The sequence below is a fragment of the Paenibacillus sp. FSL R7-0345 genome (genome assembly GCF_038595055.1).
Taxonomy (GTDB): Bacteria; Bacillota; Bacilli; order Paenibacillales; family Paenibacillaceae; genus Paenibacillus_AQ.
Map to the genome: position 1 here is coordinate 2,697,042 of NZ_CP152002.1, position 26,582 is coordinate 2,723,623.

At 49.2% G+C, this 26,582-nt stretch carries 21 protein-coding genes; 17 read left to right on the forward strand and 4 right to left on the reverse strand.

The annotated features are described in order from the left end of the window. Positions 1–715 precede the first annotated feature (715 nt). The 6 genes from NST84_RS11225 (at position 716) to NST84_RS11250 (ending at position 9,689) form a co-directional block, all read left to right on the forward strand. On the forward strand, positions 716–1,180 hold the full coding sequence (locus tag NST84_RS11225; RefSeq protein WP_342566404.1) for a phage tail protein: 465 nt from the start codon (positions 716–718) through the stop codon (positions 1,178–1,180). Positions 1,181–1,276: 96 nt separating this feature from the next. Continuing rightward, positions 1,277–2,503 carry an MFS transporter gene (locus NST84_RS11230; RefSeq protein ID WP_342565649.1) on the forward strand — a complete coding sequence of 409 codons (1,227 nt, stop codon included), beginning with the start codon at positions 1,277–1,279 and terminating at the stop codon, positions 2,501–2,503. 1 nt (position 2,504) lies between these two features. Next, positions 2,505–3,809 carry an alkaline phosphatase family protein gene (locus NST84_RS11235; RefSeq protein ID WP_342565650.1) on the forward strand — a complete coding sequence of 435 codons (1,305 nt, stop codon included), beginning with the start codon at positions 2,505–2,507 and terminating at the stop codon, positions 3,807–3,809. Positions 3,810–4,108: 299 nt separating this feature from the next. Beyond that, positions 4,109–6,172, forward strand: coding sequence for a beta-galactosidase (locus NST84_RS11240; protein WP_342565651.1), 2,064 nt, complete (start codon positions 4,109–4,111; stop codon positions 6,170–6,172). 365 nt (positions 6,173–6,537) lie between these two features. Then, a complete protein-coding gene (locus tag NST84_RS11245; RefSeq protein WP_342565652.1) occupies positions 6,538–8,388 on the forward strand; it encodes a sensor histidine kinase in 1,851 nt (616 codons plus the stop codon). Continuing rightward, a complete protein-coding gene (locus NST84_RS11250; protein WP_342565653.1) occupies positions 8,385–9,689 on the forward strand; it encodes an ABC transporter substrate-binding protein in 1,305 nt (434 codons plus the stop codon). The genes NST84_RS11245 and NST84_RS11250 overlap by 4 nt, the downstream gene beginning before the upstream one ends. A gap of 107 nt (positions 9,690–9,796) precedes the next feature. Here NST84_RS11250 and NST84_RS11255 read toward each other — a convergent pair whose 3' ends face one another. After that, complete coding sequence (locus NST84_RS11255) at positions 9,797–10,969, reverse strand: glycosidase (protein ID WP_342565654.1); 1,173 nt, start codon at positions 10,967–10,969, stop codon at positions 9,797–9,799. Between the two features lie 259 nt (positions 10,970–11,228). On the opposite strand from NST84_RS11255, the gene NST84_RS11260 reads away from it, so the two are divergent. The 10 genes from NST84_RS11260 (at position 11,229) to NST84_RS11305 (ending at position 21,266) form a co-directional block, all read left to right on the forward strand. Then, positions 11,229–11,996 (forward strand): response regulator, encoded by a 768-nt coding sequence (locus tag NST84_RS11260; RefSeq protein WP_342565655.1) that lies wholly within the window; start codon positions 11,229–11,231, stop codon positions 11,994–11,996. Positions 11,997–12,307: 311 nt separating this feature from the next. Beyond that, positions 12,308–13,678: an extracellular solute-binding protein gene (locus NST84_RS11265; protein WP_342565656.1), complete on the forward strand. Its 1,371-nt coding sequence runs from the start codon at positions 12,308–12,310 to the stop codon at positions 13,676–13,678. Between the two features lie 148 nt (positions 13,679–13,826). Beyond that, a complete protein-coding gene (locus NST84_RS11270) occupies positions 13,827–14,708 on the forward strand; it encodes a sugar ABC transporter permease (protein ID WP_342565657.1) in 882 nt (293 codons plus the stop codon). Between the two features lie 3 nt (positions 14,709–14,711). After that, positions 14,712–15,545, forward strand: coding sequence for a carbohydrate ABC transporter permease (locus NST84_RS11275; protein ID WP_342565658.1), 834 nt, complete (start codon positions 14,712–14,714; stop codon positions 15,543–15,545). Positions 15,546–15,586: 41 nt separating this feature from the next. Further along, positions 15,587–16,609: a glycoside hydrolase family 130 protein gene (locus NST84_RS11280; RefSeq protein WP_342565659.1), complete on the forward strand. Its 1,023-nt coding sequence runs from the start codon at positions 15,587–15,589 to the stop codon at positions 16,607–16,609. Between the two features lie 23 nt (positions 16,610–16,632). Then, positions 16,633–17,592, forward strand: coding sequence for an alpha/beta fold hydrolase (locus NST84_RS11285; RefSeq protein WP_342565660.1), 960 nt, complete (start codon positions 16,633–16,635; stop codon positions 17,590–17,592). Positions 17,593–17,813: 221 nt separating this feature from the next. Then, the gene (gene hflK / locus NST84_RS11290; protein WP_342566405.1) at positions 17,814–18,836 is read left to right on the forward strand and encodes an FtsH protease activity modulator HflK; all 1,023 of its coding nucleotides are present in this window, start codon (positions 17,814–17,816) and stop codon (positions 18,834–18,836) included. Continuing rightward, positions 18,833–19,699 (forward strand): protease modulator HflC, encoded by an 867-nt coding sequence (locus NST84_RS11295; RefSeq protein ID WP_342565661.1) that lies wholly within the window; start codon positions 18,833–18,835, stop codon positions 19,697–19,699. Before hflK ends, NST84_RS11295 begins: the two co-directional genes overlap by 4 nt. Positions 19,700–19,896: 197 nt before the next feature. Then, positions 19,897–21,057 carry a glycoside hydrolase family 27 protein gene (locus tag NST84_RS11300; protein ID WP_342565662.1) on the forward strand — a complete coding sequence of 387 codons (1,161 nt, stop codon included), beginning with the start codon at positions 19,897–19,899 and terminating at the stop codon, positions 21,055–21,057. A 50-nt stretch (positions 21,058–21,107) separates the two neighbouring features. Further along, positions 21,108–21,266, forward strand: coding sequence for a hypothetical protein (locus NST84_RS11305; protein ID WP_342565663.1), 159 nt, complete (start codon positions 21,108–21,110; stop codon positions 21,264–21,266). Here the strand turns inward: NST84_RS11305 and NST84_RS11310 are convergent. Beyond that, the gene (locus tag NST84_RS11310; protein WP_342565664.1) at positions 21,263–22,063 is read right to left on the reverse strand and encodes an AraC family transcriptional regulator; all 801 of its coding nucleotides are present in this window, start codon (positions 22,061–22,063) and stop codon (positions 21,263–21,265) included. The two genes, NST84_RS11305 and NST84_RS11310, sit on opposite strands and share 4 nt — an antisense overlap. A gap of 24 nt (positions 22,064–22,087) precedes the next feature. Then, positions 22,088–22,945, reverse strand: a complete 858-nt coding sequence (locus NST84_RS11315; RefSeq protein ID WP_342565665.1) for a helix-turn-helix domain-containing protein — start codon at positions 22,943–22,945, stop codon at positions 22,088–22,090. A 107-nt stretch (positions 22,946–23,052) separates the two neighbouring features. Here NST84_RS11315 and NST84_RS11320 point away from each other — a divergent pair, with 107 nt between their 5' ends. Beyond that, positions 23,053–25,833: a sugar-binding domain-containing protein gene (locus NST84_RS11320; protein WP_342565666.1), complete on the forward strand. Its 2,781-nt coding sequence runs from the start codon at positions 23,053–23,055 to the stop codon at positions 25,831–25,833. A 109-nt stretch (positions 25,834–25,942) separates the two neighbouring features. Here the strand turns inward: NST84_RS11320 and NST84_RS11325 are convergent, their stop codons facing one another. Beyond that, positions 25,943–26,341, reverse strand: coding sequence for a cytidine deaminase (locus NST84_RS11325; protein WP_342565667.1), 399 nt, complete (start codon positions 26,339–26,341; stop codon positions 25,943–25,945). Positions 26,342–26,582: the final 241 nt, after the last annotated feature.

The following is a 26,582-nucleotide window of genomic DNA, read 5'->3' on the forward strand; positions in this document are numbered from 1 at the left end:
TTACGGGGAAATTGGCGGGACGGCTCGGTAGGTAGAGCAACTAATGGATAGATGAATGTTGAGGCGGTTGGCGGGAGATGGCTCGATGGTGGCCACCACCACACTAAGTGGAAATTTGCTATCTAATTCGCAGCTATCTAGGCGGAGGACGGGTGCTAGTTGGAAAAATGCCACTTAATTTCGCCATTTCAGTGCTCAGAGAGGGTTTGTGGCCTAAATAAGTGTCGATTTTCCACTTAGAAGTTTCAAAAGGTGAGAAATGATGGAATTAAGTGCCGAAAATCCAACTAGATAGATTGAACTAAAGACTAGACAAAGCGAAAAGTGGCGGAGGGGAATTTTGGAACTGTAGGAGCGAATGCGACCGCCTGAAAGCTTTTCGCAGAAAAGCTCACTTCGGAAGCATAAGCTGTCTGAGGAGTTCAACCGTTAAAAACAGTATAAATCAAGAAATCTGCAGGAGGGCAGCGGCTGGAAGTCCAAACATTCTCTGGAGTCACGGCCAATCCCAAAACATAAAAATCATTAGTTTAACTTATATAGATGCACCAGCCATTAGTTTCATCGTAATGTGATCGTTATCCGGGTGTTGGTTTTTTGTTTATGCCCGGGGAAAGGCGTAAATACTAACTCTTAAATTGAAGTTTCTGGTATCATAGTAAATATCAAATTTGATTGAAAACGAGTACAAATTCGAGAAAAGCGAGGAATGGACATGCCGTATACCGTTGATTTTAAAGAGGTGTCTATAGTCGGGCTGGAGTCATCCCCTGTAGCAGAGGCGCTGGCTGGCCTGCGGGCTAATGAAGCGCGTTATTTTATGAACAAGTACAAGCACGAGTTTACAACCGTACCGGCCGGTGAAAGCCAGAAGGATCTTGAGTATGTGAACCTGATTTTGAAGGAAGAGCGCAATATCGAGTTCGCAGCCAAACCGCTGGAAACCTCACGTTTTCAGGTGGAAAATATCCAGTTTACCTATGTCTTCTACGAGGACGGCCTGGCGATTAATGTGATGTATACCGTAGACGACCCGAAGAAGCGGGCTGTCGGCTTCAAGCTGTCCGAAGGGATGGATGTGCCTAAGGAGCTGGAGGAGAAGTTCAAATTCGCGCGGCAGAAATCGAAGCTGGCCGGAACGATCCGCGGCTCGTTTTTTGTGATCAAAGGGGAGTACTGAAGCATACCATTTCTATGATTTTACATCCGTTTAACTTGCTCCATACGTTCATGTGATATAACTGAACCATTCAGTTATGAAAGAGGAGAAGATTAGATGAAGCTGAGCAAAGAGGAGAAATCATGGATTCTGTATGACTGCGGCAATTCTGCGTATTCGATGGCGGTGACGACGGCGCTGCTGCCGATTGTGTTCGGCATGTTCAAGGGTGTGGACAGCAGTATGGATTTGGGCTACTTTAATTCCATCGCCAGTATACTGGTGGCCGTACTTAGCCCGATTTTGGGGACGATTGCCGATTACAAGGACCGGAAAAAGCGCTTTTTTATCTTTTTTGCGGCGATCGGGATATTGGCTACGGCTTCTCTGGCGTTTGTCTCACCGGATAGCGGACAGTGGCAGCTGCTGGTTGCTTTTTACATACTGTCGGCCATCGGGTTTGCGGGGTCTAATATTTTCTATGACTCGTTCCTGGTGGACATTTCTACGAATGAGCGGATGGACAAAGTATCAACGAGAGGGTTTGCGTTCGGTTATATCTTCAGCGTCATTCCGTTCGGGATCAGCCTGCTGCTGATTTTTGTTATGGGGATGGATAAGGCCATAGGCTACCAGATCGGGTTCATCATTACGGCGCTTTGGTGGGGGCTGCTGACGGTGCCGATGATCCGTGACGTGAAACAGAGATACTATATCGAACCCGAGCCTAATCCGGTTGCCAAAAGCTTTAAACGCTTAGCTGTTACCTTTGCCAACATCCGTCAGCACAAAATTGTGTTCGTGTTCCTGCTAGCGTATTTCTTCTATATTGACGGAGTGGATACGATTATCAAAATGGTGGTGCCGTATGCCACGGCGGTACTCGGCGCAGACTCGCTGGACACTTTTACACTGCTCGGTATTCTGCTTATTATCCAAGTTATTGCTTTTCCATGTGCGATTATTTACGGTAATATGGCCAAAAAATACTCTGCACGCACAATGATCATCATCGGCATTTTTACATACATCATCTCCTGTATCGCCGCTTTCTTTATCTCGTCAGTGTGGCATATCTTTGTTCTGGGAGCGCTGATCGGTTCTGCCCAGGGAGGAATTCAGGCGCTCAGCCGGTCGTATTTTGCCAAAATCATTCCGAAGGAGAACTCCAATGAGTTCTTCGGGTTCTATAATATTTTTGGAAAATTTGCTGCGATCCTCGGGCCTGCCCTGATGGCTCTGACAACTACGCTGACGGGTAACGCGACCTACAGCATTTTGTCAATTATCCCGCTGTTTCTGATCGGATTTTTTGTCTTTATCACATTACCTAAGGGGAACTAATATGGAACCGAACACGGCCCTTTCGCCAAAAGCGAAGCATCTGATCGTCATCTCCTACGATGCTTTCTCTGAGGACAACTGGGAACTGGCGAGCCGTCTGCCCAATCTGGGCAAATTAATGAAAAGCGGGGCTTACAGCAACCGGCTCCGCAGCGTTTATCCCACACTTACCTATGTCGTTCATACGACTACCGCTACCGGTGTTTATCCGTCCAAGCACGGCATCCATCATAACAATCCGCTGCAGCCGTTCGTGCCGGAGGAGGATCAGCGCTGGTTCTGGTTCCGCGAGGCGGTCAAGGCTCCGACGATTTATGATGCTGTGCGGAAGGCTGGGATGAGCACCGCAGGACTTCTCTGGCCGGTATCCGGCAAGTCATCCATTCAATATAATATCCCGGAGATCAGAGCCTTAAAGGGTGAGAATCAGGCGCTAAAAGTGCTGCGCAGCGGCAGCCCCTTATTCTGCATTCAAATGGAGCTGAGGCACGGAAAGATCAGGCAGGGGATTGAGCAGCCTTATCTGGATGATTTTACGGCCAAATGTGCTGTGGATACGATCAAGCGCAAAAAACCCAACCTGCTTATGCTGCATCTGATCGATCTCGATGATGCCAAGCATCAGTATGGGACCGACAGTGAGGAAGTGAAGCAGGTCATCCTGCGGATGGACAACCGGCTGGGCGAAATTATGCAGGCTGTCGAGGACGCCGGGATCAAGGAGGATACCGTAATGATGGTGCTCGGCGATCATGGCCAGTTCAATGTGCGGTACAAGGTGCATCTGAACAAGCTTTTGCAGGAAAAGGGCCTGATTTATGAAGAGAACGGTGAAAGGAAATGGCGGGCGTACTTCCAGTGCGGCGGCGGTTCGGCTTACCTGCATGTCCGGCCGGGTGATACGGAGGCAGAGCAGCTGGCTCTTGAAGCTGTAAAAGCGTACATGGAGGATGCAGCTTCAGGCGTTGAAAGTCTGTACACGAAAGATATGCTGGAAGCTCTACATGCCAGTCTGTTAACAGACATCATGCTTGAGGCCAAAAAAGGCTATAGCTTTGACGAAAGCCTGGACCAGCCGCTGGTTGTCGATCTGGAGGCAAAGGGTATCCGTTACGCCACACACGGTTATTCCCCGGATAAAAGCGGCTACCGCTGCAACATCGTTGTCTCCGGCAGCCAGATCCGCCAGGATTATGCCTTCGGGGAACTCGAAATGGTCGACATCGCCCCGACACTGGGCCGGATTCTGGGAGTTGATTTCTCTCATGGTGATGGCCGGGTGCTGGACGAGATTTTTGCGGAATAAGCTATGTTTGTTGCAGCCTGCCGGGATTTGCCGGCGGGCTGTTTGTATGCGAAACGCAGCTGAATCTTTACATACGTTTTTACCGGAAATGTTCATTATATACTAGTTTTTAAGTCTTATAATCCTAACGGCATCGTTAACCTCTACGTTACAATGGCAATGGGGTCCGGATGGCTCCAATAAATGAGACAGGCAAGAATATAATCCATGCTTAGCCGAATAAGTTCGATTGGCTTATGCCAAGGACTGCGTTACATTAGGAATATCTTTGAAGGAACTTGCAGAGAGGAAGATTATCAATGTATACATTTAAAGAGTATAAGCAGCCGGAGATCCTCCGCAATCATTTAAATCTTGGCGGAGATAATCCGGCAGGAGAGAGAATTGATGTAACGAGTCTATATATCACACGCGGCGGTAAGCCGTTCATTCCGGTGATGGGTGAATTCCATTTTTCCAGATGTGCCAGGGAAAGCTGGTATGATGAGCTGTGCAAAATGAAGGCAGGCGGCATCACGCTTGTGTCTACTTATGTGTTCTGGATTTATCATGAGGAGATCGAGGGTGTGTTCGACTTCTCCGGTGATAATGATCTGCGTGCGTTTATACTGGAGTGCCAAAAGGCAGAACTGGAGGTTGTCCTCCGCATCGGCCCTTGGGCGCACGGGGAATGCAGAAACGGCGGATTTCCGGACTGGCTGCTGGAGAAGCCGTTCAAGCTGCGCGAGAATAATCCGGAGTATCTTGCCAAAGCCAAGATCCTGTATGAGAAAATTGCTGAGCAGGTCCAAGGACTCTTTTATAAAGACGGGGGCAATATCATTGCTGTCCAGGTAGAGAACGAGCTGACGAATGATGCTGAACATTTGGCTAAACTGAAAGAACTGGCGATAGCATGCGGGATGATTGCACCTGTCTATACTGTAACAGGCTGGAACGCGGTCTCCGGTGCTAAGATCCCGGTTGATGAAGTGGTTCCTGTATTTGGAGGCTACTGTGAAGCCCCGTGGGAGGATCACCTGGATCCGCTTCCGCCGTCTCCGCATTATTTCTTTACAGGTATGCGTAACGATACAGGAATCGGGGCGGATCTGCTTCCCCGCAGCAGTGAAGAAGACGGCGAATGGCAGCTGCCGTATGAGCGTTATCCGTTTGCGACCTGCGAACTCGGCGGCGGCGTGCAGGTGACGCACCACCGCAGACCCCTTATCAAAGAGATGGATATTTACGCTATTTCACTGGTAAAGCTCGGAGACGGCAATAATCTGATCGGTTACTACATGTACCATGGCGGGACGAATCAGCTCGGTAAGCTGTCCACCTTCCAGGAGTCGAAGGCAACCGGCTACCCGAATGATTTGCCGATTCTTTCCTATGATTTTCAGACAGCTCTTTCTGAATACGGGGAAGCGCGGGGGCAGTACGGGCTGCTGAATCTGCTGCATCTGTTTGTACAGGACTTTGACCAGACCCTTGCTCCGATGACCCGGGTAGAGGCTGAGCATACGGTGAAACGGGAGGATACGGCCTCCTTACGGTATGCTATGCGTACAGACGGTAACAGCGGATTTGTGTTTGTGAACCATTACCAGCGGCTCTCACCGCTCGAAGATATTCGGGGGGCTGTGATAGATACAGGAACCGTTACCTTCCCGCCGATTGACGTGAGCGGAGATGTCAGCTTTTTTATGCCGTTCCGGATGGACCTGTCTGGCAACCTGTTGAAATACGCAACGGCTCAGCCGCTATGCAGACAGGGCGATACCTATTTCTTCGTACAGATTCCAGGTATTGCTGCTGAATATCAGTTTGAAGATGGACAGACATTCACTCCAGAAGCGGGACTGGAATCAGGTTTCCGGGTAAATGGCGTCAACGTTATTACACTCACCTGGGAACAAGCGAAATATTTGCGCAAGCTGGATGGGGAAATATATGTAGGTGAGGAGAGCGATCTGTACAAGGCAGAGGGAGAAATCCGTTCCATCAGTGAAGGTAGTTTCGGTTATTGGCACTGGGATGGCGGGGGCTTTGCCTACAACACCGTCCAGAAGTCTTTTACTGAGCCTTTTCTGTCTCTCGAGGCTGTAGAACATGTTCCTTTTGAGCCTAAGTATGCAGAGGAGCTGCACATCGGCGGTGAGCGCAAGGTCACTTGGCAGAAAATGATAGTTACAGGCTCCCAAGGCTTCGTAAATATTGATTATTACGGTGATGTTGCCCAGATTTATGCTGATGGTGAGCTGGTTGCGGACAGCTATTATTACGGAGAAGTCTGGAGAGTGCCGGCAAAGCTGCTGGAGGGAAAAGAGTGCTACCTGGCCGTTTCTGAAATCCGGGATGATTTTTATAGAGAATTTTAAGGATTAAGGGCAAACTGAAGAAGTGAGAAATGCAGTAAAAAGCCGCAACATTTGCGGCTTTAAGCAGAGCAGCGATTTTCCCGCTACCGGGAGCGTCGCTGTTTTGCGTTTGTGTCTACTTTCAAAATACAAACAGAGCACTATAAATGTAAATACAGCCCCTGTTTCTGTGAAAAACGAACTGATATGATAATAATTAAATCGCTTACATCAGTGAACCGTAATGCCCTTTCACTCCCCCGTGAGAAATGAAAGGGCATTTAATGTTACTATGATTATACTCAATCAGGATACAGCCAAAAAGGGGAAGACTAATGAAGGAACAAGGCAAATTCAACGGGTGGCCCTCTATTGGAGACATGAGCATGGAACGCAAACTGCTGCTGGTCTTCCTGGTTATCGTTACACTGCCGCTTTCCATTATCGGCATTATCAGTTATAAGAGCTATTCAGAGTCAATTGAAGCTAATACGGTTGCTTATTCAGAGAAGCTGATTGATCAAATGATGGACGGGATCGATGACTACATAGAAGATATGAAACGGATTTCTTCCATGCCGGCTTATGTGAATGAGATCAAACAAAATCTGATTGCCTCCAACCGCTATCATGAACAAAAGAGCGGGAGTGTAGGCGACACGGGCAGCAGAACCGTTGCACCGGGAGACTTTGACCTGCTGTTGTCCATCCAGCGGGGAATTGAAGGCAATATCTCTTTTATCAACAATATTAAACGGGGCACGAACTCTGTCTATATTTTTGATGCGTATGGAAACGGCTATTATTCTGCTAAAGACGGCGGTGTCCGGCTGGATCTGGATCAGAGCTACAAATTCTGGAGCCGGCAGGCGAGGGATTCCAGTGGTGAAGCCTTGCTTTTTGGTACTCAGGCCTATACTACTAACCTTCAGAGTACACGATATGCCTATACTGTAGTCCGAAAAATTGTTGACGGTCTCTGGAATCCTATCGGGCTGATTGCGGTAGAGGCTAATATAAGCAATATGGAAACCCAGGTGGCTGAACTGGACAAGGTAACCAGGGGTAAATCCCTGATCGTGGATCAGGACGGCAAGGTGGTTTATGACAGTGACCAGAAACTGCTGACGATGGATATTTCGCAAACCATGCTGTTCCGGAATGCTCAGGGAGCAGCCGGGAGCTTTTATGATACAGTGTCAGGCAAGCAGCGGCTTAATATCTATTCCAGTTCGGCCAAGACCAATTGGAAGGTGATTATCTCCATTCCTGTCGATGAGCTGACCCGTGATGTCAAGCTGACCCGCAACGCAACCTTACTGGCCACCTTGATTATTATTGTCGTGGCGTTATTCATTTCTATTATACTGTCCTTCGCACTGACCAAGCCGCTGAAGCAAATGATCCAGCTGATGAAAAGAGTTCAGAATGGAGATCTTGATGTAAACTTTCTTGTGAAGCGGCGGGATGAGATCGGGCTGCTGGGTCATCAGTTTAACCGGATGCTTGCCCGCATCAGGGAGCTGATTCAGGATATTTACCGGATTGAGGAGCAAAAGAAAGAAGCGGAGCTTCATGCCCTGCAGAGCCAGATTAACCCGCATTTCATATATAATACACTGGAATCCATACGAATGACCGCAGAGCTTAACGATGATGTGGAAGCTGCAGATATGATTTCGATTCTGGGTAAGCTTCTGCGTTACAGCACGGGCGAATTAACCGGGCAAACAACAATGAAGCAGGAGCTTTTGTATGTCCGCAACTATGTTGAGCTGTTAAACTGCCGTTATCCCGGAAGATTTGTGCTGCAGATTGATGTTCCGGAAGAATTAAATGAGTACAACATTATCAAGCTGGTGTTCCAGCCGATCATAGAGAATGCCGCCTATCACGGACTGGATGACAGTAAGGAGCACATGCATATCAGCATCAGATGTGAGTTCACAGCACAAAAACTGCTGTTCCATATCCGCGATGACGGCTGTGGAATGGATCAGCAGACCCTGGATAAGCTGAAGGACGATTTGAAGCGGGAAACCCCTCACAAGAAGAGCATTAACGGCGGAATCGGCATGAAAAATGTTCATCAGCGGGTGCAGCTCAACTATGGTGCAGCGTATGGTATTGAGCTGTTTAGTAAGCAAGGGGAGGGAACGGATGTAATCCTCTCACTTCCGCTTCCCACATACCGCAAAGAAAGCATATCAGATACAGAAGGGGGCGATGAGGATTGAAGAAGGCTAAAGAGCATTGGCCGCTGCATGCAGTGCTGCTTCTCCTTATCCTATTCTCTGCGGGATGTTACAAACCGGGCAGTAAACAGGCAATACCGGCTACACCGGCTGCAGATAATGAGCAGGCAAGCCTGTCCGGCAGCATTCTTATGCTAACAAACCGGATTGACCTGATAGAGAATGGCACGATGCAGGGTTACGCCGATCTGTTTAAAAGGAAGTATCCCGAGGCTGAGGTGGAGTTCGAAGGTTTATCCAACTATGCCACAGATGTAATGGTCCGGTTGTCTACCAAGGATGCCGGGGATGTGCTGCTGCTTCCGGTTAATCTGCCTGCGAAGGAGTTGAGCTATTTTTTTGAACCCCTGAGTGAGGAGATGTCAGCCGATGAGAAGTTCAAAAGCTTTACGGCGTTCGACGGTAAGCGATATGGTCTGTCCACCGGGACAACTACAAGCGGGATCATCTACAATAAAAAGGCGTTTGAGCAGGCGGGTATCGCGGAAATTCCGCAGACATTGGATGACTTCTATGCAATCTGCGATCAGCTCAAGCAGGCTGGCATCATTCCGCTGTACATGAATTATGGTGCGATCTGGCCGCTCCGGGAATGGGGCAACAATATGGTCAATTATATGACCGGTAATGCTGAATATCTGAATGAAATGGTTCATACCAATAATCCTTGGCAGACAGATAACGAATGGGGGCGCTCGCTTGGTATCGCCCGTACGCTGATTGCCCGGGGATATGTGGAGGATGAGCTATTCTCGAACAACTGGGAGGTTTCCAAAACAAGGCTGGCCAAGGGGGAAGCCGGGATGTATCTGAGCGGGAACTGGACGATCCGCCAGGTTCTTGATGCCGGGGCAGCTTCAGAGGATATCGGTTTTTTTCCGTTTCCTTATGATAACGGCCAGACACACTATGCCCCGCTGAATCCCGACTGGTTTATCGGCGTCAGCAAATTCAGTAAAAATAAGGAGCTGTCGATGGCTTGGGTGAACTTTCTGGTCAAGGAAACCGCTTATACCGCAGAGAGCTTTCTTCCGGTAGACGGTTCATCAGAGCCTTCTATGCAACAGTATAGAGAATTTAATGCTTATCAGCCTGAGCTGGTGGAAGCAGTGGTACAGACAGATGCATTTATTGATATGGCTAACCGCTCGAAGCTTTCTTTTGCGACCGGGGACTACATACAGGAGCTGATTGCCGCACCTGATCTGCAGAAATCCTTTGATGAGCTGAATGCAAGATGGAAGGAAGCCCGTGAAGGGCAGCCCGCTTCCTTTCAACCTTAAAAGGCCCAGCAATTCAATCCCCAAAAAGGCCAATGAGCACAAAGACGGCCCCGGACAGAACGTTAATTCTGCCGGGGCCGTCTTTGTTGATGCGCATAGGTTAATGATTACTGCTGCAGATTACGGTCTATCAGTTCAATGCGCTGCTGAACGCAGGCATAAGAACGGAGCGGGTCTTCTGGGGTATTCAGCACATAATCCAGCATTTGGTCAACTGTGGTGGTAGCGACATGTATACGGGTATCCGATGAGGCGTAATAGATATAAATCTCCCCGTTATCGCGGGCAATAACACCGTTACAGAACACGACATTGGATACATCCCCGACACGTTCTTCGCCGTCCGGGGCGATGAAATGGCCGCCGGGAGCATGGGTAACCTTGTTAGGCTGCTTCAGATCGGACAGGAAGGCGTAGAGCACGTAACGCAGACCGGCAGCCGTATTGCGTACGCCATGAGCAATGTGGAGCCAGCCGCGTGCCGTCTTGATCGGAGCCGGACCTTGTCCGTTTTTTACTTCCTTGATTGTATGGTAGTAGCGCTGATCCATGATTGTTTCGCTGGTGATGACAGCATTCTCGATGGAGTCAGACAGGCCCCAGCCGATACCGCCACCGGAGCCTGCGTCAATGAAGCCGTCCTGAGGGCGGGTGTAGAAGGCATATTTACCCTCGACGAATTCAGGGTGCAGGACAACATTGCGCTGCTGGGCAGAGCCGGTCTTAAGATCCGGCAGCCGTTCCCAGGTCTTGAGATCCTTGGTGCGGGTGATGCCGCACTGGGCTACAGCACTGGACAGGTCGCCGTGTGCAGCTTCCGGGTCTTTGCGTTCAGTACAGAACAGCCCGTAAATCCAGCCGTCGGCGTGTTTGACCAGACGCATATCATAGACGTTGGTATCGGGAATTCCGGTCTCAGGCAGGACGACCGGGTGATCCCAAAAGCGGAAGCCGTCTATCCCGCTGGTGCTCTCAGCCACAGCAAAGAAGGACTTGCGGTCATTGCCTTCTACACGGGCTACTATGTAGAATTTGCCGTCCAGTTCAATCGCACCAGGATTGAAAACACCGTTCACGCCGATTCTCTCAGCGAAATACGGATTGGTCTCAGGATTAAAATCAAAACGCCAGATTAGAGGTGCATGTTCTGCGGTCAGCAGCGGATATTGATAACGGTCGTAGATCCCGTTGCCGAAAGGCAGCTTTTCATTTTTACGGGCAAGCAGTGCCTCGTAACGTCCGGTTAACAGGGCTTTGCGCTCCTCGAATAATGTTGTCATTACACTGTCTCCTTTTCTCACTCTGTAAAATGAACAATAACAAAATGGATAATTTATTAATAAAATGTTATGTTAGCAATAACAAAACACATTTAAGTTATAGCTGTTTTTTTGCCGGATTACAAGAGGCGAATATGTAAGGTAAAGACAAGACTATAAAAATGCTATACAACACATTTTATCTTGAAGACATCAGGCCTATAATTAAAATGTTAGCGCCATCATTGCACATGTATTACAACCGGAGGCGATTTTCTAAGTGATTAGGATCATGATTGCGGATGATGAGGAAGTTATCCGCCGCGGGCTTGAAAAAATCACTTCCAGAATGGATCTGGAAGTGGAGGTTATCGGCTCGCACGGCAATGGCATGGAGGCATGGAACCAGCTTTCGACTATAACAGCGGAGGACATTGATCTGCTGATTACGGATATCAAGATGCCCAGGATGGACGGCTTTATGCTGATAGAAAAAGCCAGAGGCTGGATGAAGGATTTGCCGATCGCGGTGCTGAGCGGTTTTAGTGATTTTGAATATGCCCGGCGGGCGATACGTTTTGGCGTTCTGGATTATCTGCTCAAGCCGATAGAGAAAGCACAGCTGTATGAACTGCTGAAGCGGGTGGAGGAGAATAAACAAACTAACTTAACCGAACTGCAGCAGCCGGTAGTCCAGACTTCCGAAGGCGGAGAACATTACGTAGTCGAGCAGGCCAAAGCAATTCTTGAAAAGGAATACGGACACATCTTCGAGCTTGAACGTCTGGCAGAGACAGTCGGGATGAATGCCAGCTATCTTAGCCGCCTGTTTAAATATAAGACGGGTCAGACGATTACTGATTATCTTATCGGTATACGGATTGTCAAAGCCAAAGAACTGCTGATCAGCCAGCCGGATCTTAAAAATTACGAGATTGCCGAAAAGGTCGGCTATAGTGATCCTGTGTATTTCAACAAGCTGTTTAAGAAAATAGTCGGTGTGACGCCAAAGGATTATAAAGGCGGTTGCAGAATGCCAAAGGTCTAGGCTGCTAAAGCTACAACTTAATAGGGGGAAATTATCATCAGAGGGCGGATAGCCCTCTTTTTCTATTTTATTTGCATAAAGTGTAATAATAATAAAAACAAAAATAACAAATAGAAGACTAGAAAAAACAATTCAAACCATCGTTTTCGTACTTTTAAGACATTATAATGTGTTTGTAAGCGATAACAACACACTTCGGAAGAGTGAATAGGAAATAATCATCCTTTGCGGGTTGTCAATCGTTTGTGTATTTTGAGAATTTGTTATCATTTTGTTATTATGATGTTTGAATGGAGAGAGGGGTTTTAACAATGAAAAAAACAAAAGCAATTACCGGTTTGGCAGCGTTGACACTGATGGCAGGCTTATTCGCAGGCTGTTCATCGAACAATAATGCAGATAATGCTGCAGCAACCAACGCCGGAAATAATGGAGCCGGTACGGCAGCAACGGCAGTACCAGAAGGAGATGCGGCAAAGGACATTAAAGGCAATATCACCGTAATTACGCAAAGAACAGACATTGTTGATACCATATTCAAAGATTATGCAGCCAAATTTAATGAAAAATATCCGGATGTCAAAGTGAACTTTGAAGCGCTCTCCACTTACGAGGACCAGATCAAGATCCGTATGAGCACGGATGATTACGGTGATGTACTCCTGTTGCCTACGAGTGTGGCCATCAAGGACCTTCCGGATTTCTTCGAACCGCTGGGTCAAAAAGCTGACCTTGAGCAGCAGTATACCGGTCTGGAGGAACGCAGTGTGGACGGTGTTTCTTACGGCATTCCGATTACCGTTAATTACTCGGGAATTATCTATAACAAACAGGTGTTCAAGGATGCAGGCATCACTGAAGTACCAAGAACCATTGATCAGTTCATGACCGCACTGCAGAATATCAAAGACAAAACGGATGCTGTTCCGCTGTATACAAATTACGCAGCAGGCTGGACGCTGACCCAGTGGGAAGCTGTTCTGGCAACGGTTGCCGGCAACCGTGACTATGTAAATATTGCTCAAGTCGCTACAGATGATAACTTTGTGCAGGGACAACCTCACTACGATTTGTACAAGGTAATGTACGATGCGGCCAAAAATGGCCTGATTGAAGAAGACCCGACAACTACCGACTGGGAATCCTCCAAAGCTGACTTGGCTAACGGTAAAATCGGAACAATGGTACTCGGCTCATGGGCGATCGGCCAGGTTAAAGGCTTGGCAACCAATCCTGATGATGTGGGCTTCATGCCGTTTCCTACCAATGCCGAGAAGATTCTTGTACCTCTTGCTGACGATTATAACCTCGGGATTAGCATCCACAGTAAAAACAAAGAAGCAGCCAGAGCATGGGTGGACTGGTTCATTAATGAATCCGGCTATCCGACAACCGAAGGCGGCGGCATGAGTCCTGTTAAAGGCGCCGAGCTTCCGGAAATTCTGAAGCAATTCGAAGGGACAGAAGTTACATTTGATACCCTTACCCCTGCCAAAGAGGGTGAAGAAGGCTGGGTGGATGCGATTGACAAGGAAGCTGAAATCGGACTTTGGCAGCCTGACTTCAAGAAAGTCATTATTGAAGCAGCAATCGGCAACCGCAAAGATTCTTATGATGACATCATGAAGGATCTGAACGATAAATGGAAAGCGGCAAGAGCCAAGGTTACAGCTGCCCAATAAGTACTGGAATGGAAGCTGAAATTCATTAACGCAGGAGTGAAGACAGAATCAAGAGACCGGGAGGATGCGCCTGGCGCATTTTCCCCTTCACTTTTGCCGCGTTCGTTGAGGATCTGGAGTAAGTAGCCTGTGTTTGTTCCTGGGAGGTGTGGAGAGAGTGTCCAACTTAAGTTATAAAAATCAGCGTATTCTGATCATCTTTTTATTCTCGCTAGTTCCGGTTGTCCTGCTGTTAACATTCTCATATCTGCCTGTAATTAAAATGTTCCAGTACAGCTTCACAAGCTGGGACGGCTTCAGCAAAAATATGGAGTACGTCGGGTTCGACAACTATAAGACGATTTTTACGAGACCGGAGTATTTTGCCGTATTTAAGGTCAGTCTGTATTACTTCTTTGCCACGTTTGTGCAGATGGGGCTGGCTCTCTATTTTGCGACTATTCTGAGCTTTAATGTCAGGCTGAAGAACTGGTTCAAAGGCATTTTGTTCTTTCCTACACTGCTTAACGGAGTGGCGATCGGTTTTATCTTCCTGTTCTTCTTCAAACCGGAAGGTACTTTGAACACGCTGCTTGAACTGGCAGGCCTCGGAGCCTGGCAGCAGAAGTGGCTGCTGAACCCGCATTTGATTAACATTTCGCTTGCGTTTGCTTCGGTGTGGAGATATATGGGGATGAACTTTATAATTTTCCTGGGCGCTATTTCATCCATCGGCAGCGATATTTATGAAGCTTCGGAGATTGACGGCGCCAACCGTTGGCACCAGTTCAGACATATTATTCTGCCGAGCATCAAGCGTATTCTGCAGCTCAATCTGATTCTGGCTGTAAGCGGGGCAATCGGCGTATTTGAAATTCCATACGTCATGACTGGCGGTTCCAACGGCAGCAGTACCTTTGTCATTCAGACCGTCGATGTGGCCTTTAAATACAGCAAGCTGGGCCTTGCTTCGGCAATGGCAGTGGTTCTGCTGGGTATTGTTATCCTCGTAACTATTCTGCAGCGTGTTCTGATAAAGGAGGAGAAGTAAGAGATGCATACCCTTAAATACAGCGCAGCCTCCTTCTTTAAATATCTTACTTTGGTTTTTGGAGCTCTTGCCGCCCTTATACCCATTATTGTGGTCTTTTTCGCTTCACTCAAAACGAATACCGAATATGCCAATACCGGTCCGCTTACTTTGCCGGAGAACTGGCTTAATTTCAGCAATTACACCAAGGCCTTTGTTGACGGCAACATGCTGCTGGGCTTCATGAATACCATCATTATCGTACTGATCTCTATTGCAGGAGCAACATTGACCGGATCGATGATGGCCTACATTCTGGCCCGCTTCAAATTCAAAGGCAGCAAGCTGCTGATGAGCGCTTTTCTGCTGGCAACCCTGATTCCCGGAGTAACAACACAGGTTGCCACCTTTCAGATCATCAACTCGCTTGATTTGTTTAATACGCGCTGGGCGCCGATCCTGATGTACCTGGGCACGGACATTATAGCTGTTTATATATTCATGCAGTTCCTGGACTCGATCTCCGAGTCACTGGATGAATCGGCTATGCTCGACGGCGCCTCATATTGGACGATTTACTGGAGAATCATTCTGCCGCTGCTGAGTCCCGCAATTGTTACGGTCATCATTGTGAAGGGTGTCAATATCTATAACGACTTCTATACCCCTTTTCTGTATATGCCAAAAAGCAGCCTCCAGGTTGTCTCCACCGCGCTTTTTAAATTTAAGGGTCCTTACGGCTCGCAGTGGGAGGTAATCTGTGCGGCCATTATGATCGCCATTATCCCTACGCTGATTGCCTTCATTGCCTTGCAAAAATATATTTACAACGGGTTTGCCCAAGGCTCGGTTAAATAAAGCATGCTTAAGCAGAACCAGATTTGAGAGGAGAATGAAAGATGAAACAAGTAAAACTGATTGGAACTAATCTGCCGAATATCCCATGGCAGGACAGACCGGCCGGCAGTGACAATCCGGTGTGGAGACATAATGATAACCCGGTTATCAAACGGAATCCGGCCAAAGGGGTTGCACGGATTTTTAATAGTGCCGTGATTGCTTATGAAGGCAGCTTCCTCGGCGTGTTCCGTGTAGAGGACAACACGACCCGTCCTCATCTCCGGATGGGCTATAGCGCCGACGGCCTGGACTGGAAGATCGCGGATGAGCCGATTCCGTTCATTGACGAAGCGGGCAGCCCGTACGCACCGCGTTATGCTTACGATCCACGTCTGGTCAAAGTGGAAGATACGTATTATATCATCTGGTGTACCGATTTTTACGGAGCTGCGATCGGGGTAGCCCGGACGCAAGACTTCAAAACCTTTGTCAGCCTGGAAAATCCGTTTCTGCCGTTTAACCGCAACGGAGTGCTGTTTCCCAAGAAAATAAACGGTAATTTTGTAATGCTGTCCCGTCCGAGCGACAGCGGCCACACGCCGTTCGGTGACGTGTTCCTGAGCGAAAGCCCGGACTTTGTCTATTGGGGTAAGCATCGTCATGTTATGAGCAAGGGCGGACAAGGCTGGTGGCAGAGCACCAAAATCGGCGGCGGCCCGGCGCCGATTGAAACGAGTGAAGGCTGGCTGATGTTCTATCATGGCGTAACTACTACCTGTAACGGCCTAGTGTACAGCATGGGGGCAGTTATTCTGGATAAGGACGAGCCCTCCAGAGTCAAATACCGCTCCAGAAACTTCGTCCTTACACCTGAAGAATGGTATGAGGAGAGAGGCTTTGTTAATAACGTGCTGTTCCCTTGCGCCGCCCTTACCGATGCTGAAACGGGACGGATCGCCATTTATTATGGTGCTGCAGATACGTATGTGGGCGTAGCCTATACCACTGTTCAGGAAATCGTCAGCTATGTCATTGAAACCCATGAAGAAGTCGGTGACGATGCCGGGCTTGGTAAAATCTGAGCCGTGCATAAGGAGAGACAACTATGAACGAACGATCTTTGTCCCAATTGCAAGCCTATGAAGGGATCAGTCCGAAGCCGGAAGATTTTGACCGGTACTGGGAGCGCGCTTTAAGTGAATTGGATGCCCAGTCTCTGGATTATGAGCTGGTGCCAGCAGCATTTACCAGTCTACTTGCGGAATGCTTTCATCTGTATTTCACCGGTGTAGGCGGAGCCAGAATACACTGTAAATATGTAAGACCGAAGCTGCCGTCCGCCGGAAAAGGGCCGGGTGTTGTCATGTTCCACGGCTATGCCTGCGACAGCGGCGACTGGATGGAGAAGGTAGGATATGCGGCGCACGGCATTTGTGTACTGGCCATGGATTGCCGAGGCCAGGGCGGAATGTCTGAGGATAACCTTACGATCCAGGGCACGACGATCCGCGGTCATATCATCCGCGGAATGGATGATCCTGATCCGGATAACCTGTACTACCGGAATGTATTTCTGGATACAGCCCAGGCGGCACGTATTTTGATGGCCATGCCGGAGGTGGATCAGGAACGCGTCGGTGCGTTCGGACTGTCACAGGGCGGCGGCCTTACGGTTGCCTGTGCTTCGCTGGAGCCCCGGATCAAAATAGCAGTGCCTGTCTATCCGTTCCTCTCCGACTATAAGCGGGCGTGGGAAGCGAACATCACTGCGTCTGCCTATGAGGAGCTTAACTATTATTTCCGGTTCTTCGATCCGCATCATCTTCGTGAAGAGGGCATTTTTAACCGGCTCGCTTATATCGATATTCAAAACCTGGCAGACCGCATAAAAGGTAGAGTATTATGGGTCACCGGACTGATGGACCCGATTTGTCCGCCGTCGACACAATTTGCTGCATATAACAAGATTACGGCACCGAAGGAATTGCTGGTCTATCACGAATACGGCCATGAGTATCTGCCGTATCTCGCAGACCGGGCTCTGCAAATCTTTTTGACTCTTTAATGAAATAGCACTTCTTCCCGGCTGAAATGGAAGTGTTCTCTTATAGTGCTGGCCATGACGGCCTTGCAGACGAAAAGATGTCCTGAAAAGAGAGAAATGACGTAAAATCCAGCAAGCTTGAACAAAGTCGCGAAATTTGCGACTTTTTTGTTTTATTTACGTATATGTATCTCTATAGAGACTTAAATACGCAAAAAAAGGAGCGATGCATCTTGAATTTCATGAATGGGGATGGCGGGAATCCGGTGCCGGGACGCAAGCTGCCCGGGTTGAAACCGGGAAATTTTAAGAAGGTTGGACTATGGGGGGCCGCTGCAGTAGTGTTGATATACCTGGGCTCAACCTCCTTTTATACCGTACAGGAGCAGGAACGGGCAGCGATTCTCACATTTGGCAAGTATACGAACGAGTCCTCAGCGGGACTTCATTTTAAGTGGCCATATCCTATACAGGAAGTCATTACAGTGCCTGCGGAGCTGACCCAGAGAATACATATCGGGTACCGCCAGGAGGCCAACGGGTCCGTAGCAGTTGAAGAGGAAGCAATGATGATTACAGGCGATGAGAATATCGTATCGGCCGATGCTGTAGTCCAGTGGAAGATCAGTAATATACACGATTACTTGTATAACATTGATGATGCAGAACAATTCCTGCGTAACTCGGCCAGCTCGTCGATTCGCGCCGTCATCGGTTCCGAGAAGCTGGATTATGCGATTACTGACGGAAAGACCGTTATCCAGGATAAGGTCCGGGAGCTGCTCGTTGATCTGCAGAACAAATACAGCACCGGCATTCAGATCATCGATATCAAATTCCAGGATATTGAGCCGCCGAGCGGCCAGGTAGAGGAAGCATTCCGCGAGGTAACCAATGCCCGTGAGGAGAAGAACACGAAGATTAACAATGCCAAGAAATATGAGAACGATATCATTCCGAAAGCACGCGGTGAAGCGCAGGCGCTGCTCGAGAGGGCGGAAGGGGAGAAGAAGTCACGTATTCTGAATGCGCAGGGTGATGTGGCTCAGTTTAACGCTATTTATGCCGAATATATCAACAACAAGAGCGTAACCGAAAGCCGGCTGATTCTGGAGACGCTGGAGACCATTTTACCTAACTCCAAAATCTTCATAACCAACTCGAACAGTGATACTGTCAATTATCTGCCGCTGAATGAGCTGATGCGCAGTACTCCGGTCAGCCCGTCTGCTTCAGCCGCGCCGCAAGGAGGAGATGCACAGTGAAAAAAAACCAGATTATCGCACTCGTATCAGCTGTAGTTCTAGTCATTCTGCTTGCCGGCTCTATGTATGTAGTGAAGGAAGGCGAGTACAAGGTGGTTCTCCGTTTCGGTGAAGCGATGCGGACAGTGGAGGAGCCGGGACTGAAGCTGAAGATTCCTTTTATCGAAAATGTCTCAGCGCTTCCTAAATATCAGATGACATACGAAAGCTCGCCAACCAGCATCCTGACCAAGGACCAGAAGCCGATTGTGGTCGATAACTATACGGTCTGGAGAATTACCAATGCCTCACAGTTCCTGAGAACCGTACAGTCTGTAGGCGGCGGAATTCAGCGGATTGACGAAGCGGTATATAACTCGGTGCGACGCAAGCTGTCTGAGGTCAATTATGAAAATATTATCAGTGAGGACACCGGACGGGGCAATATTAACGATGAGATCACCAAGGACGTCATTTCTGCTTTAACCCGCGATAATTACGGGATTGAAGTAATTGACGTACGGATCAAGCGTACTGACCTGCCGGAAGAGAATAAGCAAAGTGTATATAACCGGATGATTTCCGACCGTCAATCCATTGCTGCACGCTATCTGTCCGAGGGTGATGAGGAATCCAAGAAGATCACCTCCAGAGCCGACCGTACCTCCACGGAGCTGATGGCCCAGGCTGAAGCTGATTCCAAGAAAATTATCGCCGAAGGCGAAGGGGAAGCTGCCAGAATCTATAACCAGGCTTATGGCAAGTCTCCCGAGTTCTACAGCTTTTACCGTACATTAGAGAGTTATGTAACCACGCTGCAGAATGAGCCGGTTATCATGATGCCGATTGATTCGCCATATGCCAAGATCCTTCTGGGGCAATAATCTTCTCATAAAAATCCCCCCGAATAAAGCAGCGGTTCTCCCATTCGGGAGGACCGCTGCTTTTTATTGTGGGCGATTTTACGGAAAACAACAAACGTCTATGTAGAAGCAACGCCAGCCTATACTTATCAAGTGCCAAATATGATTAAATACACTAAGCTTCTATATTCAAGTTGAAGAGAGGATGCATAATTCAAATGAGCACACAACAGCTTGGCCTGAAGCCCCCATTGGGCTGGAACTCCTGGAACACCTTTACCTGGGACATCAATGAACAGCTGATCCGCGAGGCCGCCGATACCTTTGTTGCAGGAGGCTACAAGGCTGCCGGTTATGAGTACATTGTCATTGATGACTGCTGGAGCCTGAAGGAAAGAGATGCGGAGGGGAATTTGGTCCCTGATCCCGAGAAATTCCCGAGCGGGATGAAGGCGCTTGCCGATTATATCCATTCCAAAGGGCTGAAGTTTGGAATGTACTCCTGTGTAGGCACTCATACCTGTGCGGGGTATCCGGGCAGCTTCGAGCATGAATTTCAGGATGCAGCCTTACTGGCAGAGTGGGGCGTGGATCTGCTGAAATATGATTATTGCTTCAAGCCCAGACATATTTCCGGAGAGCTGCTGTACAAACGGATGAGTCTGGCCCTTAAAAACTGCGGCAGGGAGATCTTGTTCTCGGCATGCAACTGGGGCGAAGATAATGTGTATCACTGGATTCGCGAATCGGGAGCGCATATGTACCGGTCAACGGAGGATATTCAGGACAGCTGGGAATCGATCAAAAAGCTGACCTTATCACAGCTGGATAAAGCGAGTTATACGGGAGCGTATTGTCATAATGACCTGGATATGCTGGTGGTCGGCATGTATGGGGGCAGCAACAGCAGCTTTATCGGGAATCAGATCGGCGGCTGCAGTGATGCTGAGTACAAGACCCATTTTTCACTATGGTGCATGATGGGGTCTCCGCTGATGATCGGCAGTGATATCCGGACAGCCAACCAGGTAACTAAGGATATTCTGCTGAACAGGGATCTGCTTGCCATTAATCAGGATGTGGAAGGGCGCGGTGCTTATCGGATCAAGCCGGAGCCGCAGTGGTTCCATACAGATGATGTGTTTATGCTGGTAAAAGTATTGGCAGACGGGGACCTCGCGATCGGCTTTTTCAATCTGAGTGACGGTCAAAGGGAGATATCGCTGCAATTCTGGGATGTCGGACTGCCGTATGCGTCAGGGAAATCATTGTCGCTATACGACTGCTGGGAGCACAAGGAAATCGGTGTATTCAAAGAAAGATATGCTCCCGTCGTTGCGGCTCATGATTGTCTGGTTGTGCGCGCTAAACTGGTGTGACGGACAGTATGAGTGTGAACAGGACATGCCGGACCTGCGGGGTTCCCTTAATGACGGATGATGTGGCAATATACCTGAAGCTTGTTACCCGAAACGCCAAAGACTTGTGTATAGACTGTCTTGGCGAGCAGCTGAAATGCGGACGCGGTCCGATTGAGCAGCTGATCAGATACTTCCGGGAATCCGGTAACTGTGTGCTGTTCCGCTAAGTTACACTGTAACCTTTTCTATACTCAGACGGGGTAAAGGATGTTGCTTTCTTGAAAACTCTGGAAAAGTATAACGGGTCCTGATAGCCGACGGAATAAGCCAGCGACTTGACGGATAATTCGGAATGAACGAGTAATTCACAGGCACGCTGAATCCTGAAGGCGGTCAGATAGCCGGATACGGATTGGCCGTTTGCTTCTTTAAATAACCGGAACAGGTAGCTGCGCTCTATTTTCACATAATTGACTACATCATGAACAGTCACGGAAGACTTCCAATAGTTGCTTTCTATGTATTCCTTAGCAGACGATGCATAGTCTTGTTTGAGCAAGGCCCGGGGACTGGGATAGTATTCCATATAATAGGACAAAAGCAGCTGCACTCCGGCATCCGCACGCTCCCGTTCAAACGGTGCTGTTCCGGAGGTTTTGAATAGTTGAAATAAAGGCTCGAAATTCTGCGGGGAAGCCTCCACCACCGGCTGGTCAGGCGCAAGGTTAATCATGGATAACAGCCGCGAGGCTTCCGGTCCGCTGAATTCAATCCAGTAATACTCCCACGGGTCCAGGGGATCAGGATAATAATACACTTCCATATGCGGGAAAATAATAAAGCTTTCGCCTGCCTGCACAGGAAAAGTAGCCCGGGACGTCTCTAAATAGCCCCTGCCGCTGACAATGTAATGCAGGGCATACACATCACGGACACCGGGCCCCCATGCATGTAAATTTGCAGGCTTATAGCCGTTGCCTTTACTGATTGAACCCTCGGTGAAGCTGTAATACATAGCTTTCATAGTCAGCGCTTCCTCCTTAATGGATCAGTATACCTTGTCCAGCTGCTGCTTACGGTATTGTGACGGACTCACGCCAAAGGAGCCGGTGAACCGCCGCGTAAAATAGTCCGGTGAATGAAAGCCGACATCGAGCGCGATCTCGGTAATCGGACGCAGCGTGTACCGGAGCATTTTCTCTGCCTGGTTTAAGCGGTATTTTACCAGTGTCTCAATGATGGAATCCCCCACCTGCTCCTTGAATAAATGGGAGAGCCGGGAGGGGGATAAGCTGACGCTGGCGGCAAGGTCCTCGATCATATGCTCGTCCATATAACGTGCGGCCAGAATATCCAGCACTTCACTGATCCGCGGATCGGTTTTTGTCTGCTGCCGGTTCTGGCTGGCCACGTTCAGAATAATCTCCTCCAGTGCGTTCATCGTCAGCTCGTCGCGCAGCAGGGCATCACTGTCCAGCCTGTAGGCCAACACTCTCTGAAAAGCTGATTCAATTGCCCGGCTGGTGCTGTCATTATCAATATGCAGCTGGAAGACAGGCCCGCCTGTATGGCCTGCCGGCAGCCAGTCCGCCCAGGTAAAGCGGGGCAGAAAATGGGCCCACAGCTTCTCCCATACGTATCCTTCTGCTGTGAAAAAATCCTGCAGGGTACCCGGCGAGACGATCGTTATCGTCCGTTCCGTGCATTCCAGGTAATCTCCGGCTCCATTATTGATAAGCCCTTTGCCTGATATAGTATACATAATCAGCCAGTCCCGGGTCCCTTCCGGACGGTAGCAGGTGTAGCCATGTCCTTTACGGTAATGTCCGGAGACAAGTATCCCGGATGGATGTGTGTATTGGGCATTTATTTCACGCATAGCAGGATCGTGCGGGTTATCAGCCATATCCTCGTTCCTTTCAGCAGCTTCTCTAATTTACAATTGTATACGAGCGGAACAAAAGAGAAAAGGGTTGAGCTTATACAATTGCGCGATAATCGGAGGGTGACGGTATGGAGGATACTAGTCGGAAGAACATTCTTGATTTAAGCGGGCTTTGGCATTATGCGCTTGATCCGGAGGACAAAGGTGAAGCGGAGCGCTGGTATGAATGTAATGGTTTGACGGCTCAAGGTAGCGTGACCCTTCCCGGCACACTGACTCTTAATGGTGTGGGAGAAGTGCAGGAGTGGAGCAGTGAAATGAACCGGGAGTCTGTCCGCTCTCTGCGGCAGCGCCATTCCTATTATGGTGCAGCATGGTACGAATTGGAGATTGAGGTTCCGGCTGAATGGTCAGGTAAACAATTGGGTGTGTCTTTGGAGCGTGTCATGTTCCAGTCCACGCTCTGGGTTAACGGCTGGCTTGCCGGACAGCAGGATAGTCTGTCTGTCCCTCATGGATTTGATGTGACTGCCTATGTGGTAACAGGTGCTGTAAACCGTTTTTCCATCCGGGTAGATAACCGGGATATTCAGAACCTGGGCACGTATCCAAGTGCTTATACCGAGGAAACGCAATCGATCTGGAACGGTATTATCGGCCGAATGGAGCTGCAGGCCTCTGAGCCGTTCCGGCTGACGGATGTGCAGATCTATCCTGAACCCGGGCTGCATGCAGTGCGGGTAAAGGGTATAGGGCATAACTTGACCGGGACTGCAATGGATGCTGAGATCAGCTTATCCGCAGAGAGCTTTAGCGGTGAACAAAAGCATCAAGTGCCAGTAGCAAGGCATCGTTTGCATCTCGCTGCTGGTTCAGCTGAACCCTTTGACTGGTTATACGGGATGGGGGAGGAGCCGCGGCTGTGGGATGAATTCAATCCTAATCTGTATGAGCTCAGGCTGACCGGCCGGACGATTCATGAAGGTGTGCAGCTGGAAACGGTAGTAAAGCAGACGTTTGGCTTGCGAAGCTTTGCAAGGAACGGCAGATTGCTCGAAATCAATGGCAGACCGGTTTTCCTGCGGGGGACGCTCGAATGCTGTATTTTTCCGCTTACAGGTCATCCGCCGATGGAGCAAGAGGCGTGGTTAAGTCTGTTCGGAACAGCGAGGGACTATGGCCTCAACCATATCCGGTTCCATTCCTGGTGTCCGCCGGAAGCTGCTTTTGAAGCGGCAGACCGTTTGGGCATGTACCTGCAGGTTGAAGCTCCAATGTGGATGGACAGCTGGAATATGCCGGTTGGCGCACATCCGGAGCATTATACGTACTTGCCTCTGGAAGCGCAGCGGATCATTCAGACATATGGCAATCATCCGTCATTCTGCATTTACAGCAACGGGAATGAGCTGAACGGGGATTTTGAGCTGCTGCACCGGATGGCTGCGGATTTGAAAAAGCTGGACAACCGCCGGCTGTATACGCTAACTACGAATTGGGACCGCCCGCTCGATCCTGCGGATGATCTGTTTTGCGCGCAGACCGTCGATGAGGCTGGAGTCCGCGGCCAGTATTTTCTGGAGAAGCTGTCGGCCTCGACTATGCTGGACTTCCGTGAGGCGGTATCGCAGCGGGAGGTTCCTGTCGTCTCACACGAGGTGGGGCAATATAGCGTATATCCGGACGTTGAGGAAATAGACCTGTACGGCGGGGCTTTGCGTCCGGTTAACCTGGAGGTCATCTCTGCTGACCTCGAACAACGCGGCATGCTGGCAGACATCCGTAAATTCGTGCACGGATCGGGTATGCTGGCCCTGCAGCTGTACCGTGAAGAAATCGAAGCAGCGCTAAGAACGCCGGAGCTTGGCGGCTTCCAGCTGCTTGATCTGCATGATTTTCCGGGACAGAGCACGGCAACGGTCGGTATTCTTAATGCCTTTTGGCAGTCCAAGGGACTCATTGAACCCCGGAATTTTAGGGGATTCTGCAGTCCGACAGTTCTTTTGCTGCGTATGCCGAAGCGTGAATATACTAATCGGGATACCTTTACCGCGGAAGTGAATATTGCGCATTTCGGTGAGGCGGAGCTGGCACCTTCCGTTATTGAATGGAAAGTGATAAGTGAGGAGGGAGCGGTTCTGGACCAAGGGGCTATAGGGACTGGAGCGATCCCGCTTGGAGCAGGGATTCCCCTGGGAGAATTGAGCACGGATGCTTTTGTAAGAGTAGCTACAAGCGCCAGATTAACAGTCTCACTGGAATTAAGCGGCTCGGGAATCCGTAATGAGTGGCCGGTTTGGGTGTATGCATCTACTGGAGAAGAAGCGGCCGGGAATACTGAAATAACAGTGACCAATAGCCTGGACGACGATTTGCTGCGCAGGCTGTCGGGAGGAGAACGTGTGCTTGTCCTTATTAAGGAGAATGACCTGGAGCATACAGCTCCCGGCAAGTTTCACCCGGTATTCTGGAGCCCGGTGCATTTTGCCACTGAAGCTCCGTGCGGGATAACTGTGGATGCTGCTCATCCGGCGCTGAGCGGTTTCCCAACCAGAGAATATGCGGAATTCCAGTGGCAGGACCTGCTGGAACATTCCGTGTCGCTTGCGGTGAGTGACGATCTTCCGTTTCAGCCGATTGTTCAGGTTATACCGAACTTTTATCATAACCGGAAGCTGACGAACCTGATAGAGTATACCGTCGGTGCAGGCAAGCTGCTGATCTGCGGTATCCATATTGAGGATGATCTGGCAGATCGGCCTGCTGCAGCGCAGCTCCGTACCAGCCTGATGGCATATATGAGTTCAGCGGCGTTCAACCCGCACCATTCGCTCGAACCGGGTGAATTAACTGAGCTGCTGAAGCCAAGAGCACTTGTTGACGGAACGGGAGCTGTACAGGACAGTTGATGAGGTCGATGCGGTTATCACCTGGACACTAGCTGATGAGCGCCCGCCAGGACACAAAAAAGAAGCTGCGCATGGTTGCGCGGCTTCTTGCTGTTTTATAAGCTGCTTTTTACATATCCAGATCGGTGAACGCATAAGGCAGCAGCTCTCTTAGCTTCAATTCCAATATATCCTGTTTGTTGTTGGTCAAATATACAGGCATTTCCGGGGAGCAGAATTCGGCCATTACCTGTCTGCAGATACTGCAGGGCGGCAGGAAATCCTCGGTGTCACCGGCTATTGCAATAGCCTGGAAGTCGCCTTTAGTGTAGCCGTTAGTAATTGCAGTGAAAAAAGCGGTCCGTTCAGCACAATTCGTTGCGCCAAAGGATACATTTTCTACGTTAACTCCGTTGATTACCGTTCCGTCCTTCAGCAGCAGTGCCGCACCAACCGGAAACTTGGAGTAGGGGATGTACGCCGCCTTATTAACCTTGCGCGCGCTTTCAACCAGTTGCTCTTTATCCATATAAACCACCCTTTTCAATAAGTATGAACCTGTAAGGCCAGGTCCCCTTATCGCCAGCAAACAGCTGGCAGGACTTCTAATATTATAGGGGGGCGGATTATTTGTCAATGAGCAGATGGCTACAGCAGCGTTAACCGGGTGTCTGAGCCTGAGTGTCTGCTAAATCGCGACTAAGTGGAAAAACGTCATCTAATTTTGGCCAAACCGCCGGGTAGAGAAATCTAATTGGAAAAACGACACT

Bases quoted from the DNA above. Each gene is read 5' to 3' on its own strand.
- NST84_RS11225 (WP_342566404.1), top strand. From the start codon at position 716: ATGCCGTATACCGTTGATTTTAAAGAGGTGTCTATAGTCGGGCTGGAG.
- NST84_RS11230 (WP_342565649.1), top strand. From the start codon at position 1,277: ATGAAGCTGAGCAAAGAGGAGAAATCATGGATTCTGTATGACTGCGGC.
- NST84_RS11235 (WP_342565650.1), top strand. From the start codon at position 2,505: ATGGAACCGAACACGGCCCTTTCGCCAAAAGCGAAGCATCTGATCGTC.
- NST84_RS11240 (WP_342565651.1), top strand. From the start codon at position 4,109: ATGTATACATTTAAAGAGTATAAGCAGCCGGAGATCCTCCGCAATCAT.
- NST84_RS11245 (WP_342565652.1), top strand. From the start codon at position 6,538: ATGGAACGCAAACTGCTGCTGGTCTTCCTGGTTATCGTTACACTGCCG.
- NST84_RS11255 (WP_342565654.1), bottom strand. From the start codon at position 10,969: ATGACAACATTATTCGAGGAGCGCAAAGCCCTGTTAACCGGACGTTAC.
- NST84_RS11265 (WP_342565656.1), top strand. From the start codon at position 12,308: ATGAAAAAAACAAAAGCAATTACCGGTTTGGCAGCGTTGACACTGATG.
- NST84_RS11275 (WP_342565658.1), top strand. From the start codon at position 14,712: ATGCATACCCTTAAATACAGCGCAGCCTCCTTCTTTAAATATCTTACT.
- NST84_RS11280 (WP_342565659.1), top strand. From the start codon at position 15,587: ATGAAACAAGTAAAACTGATTGGAACTAATCTGCCGAATATCCCATGG.
- NST84_RS11285 (WP_342565660.1), top strand. From the start codon at position 16,633: ATGAACGAACGATCTTTGTCCCAATTGCAAGCCTATGAAGGGATCAGT.
- hflK (WP_342566405.1), top strand. From the start codon at position 17,814: ATGAATGGGGATGGCGGGAATCCGGTGCCGGGACGCAAGCTGCCCGGG.
- NST84_RS11300 (WP_342565662.1), top strand. From the start codon at position 19,897: ATGAGCACACAACAGCTTGGCCTGAAGCCCCCATTGGGCTGGAACTCC.
- NST84_RS11305 (WP_342565663.1), top strand. From the start codon at position 21,108: ATGACGGATGATGTGGCAATATACCTGAAGCTTGTTACCCGAAACGCC.
- NST84_RS11310 (WP_342565664.1), bottom strand. From the start codon at position 22,063: ATGAAAGCTATGTATTACAGCTTCACCGAGGGTTCAATCAGTAAAGGC.
- NST84_RS11315 (WP_342565665.1), bottom strand. From the start codon at position 22,945: ATGGCTGATAACCCGCACGATCCTGCTATGCGTGAAATAAATGCCCAA.
- NST84_RS11320 (WP_342565666.1), top strand. From the start codon at position 23,053: ATGGAGGATACTAGTCGGAAGAACATTCTTGATTTAAGCGGGCTTTGG.
- NST84_RS11325 (WP_342565667.1), bottom strand. From the start codon at position 26,341: ATGGATAAAGAGCAACTGGTTGAAAGCGCGCGCAAGGTTAATAAGGCG.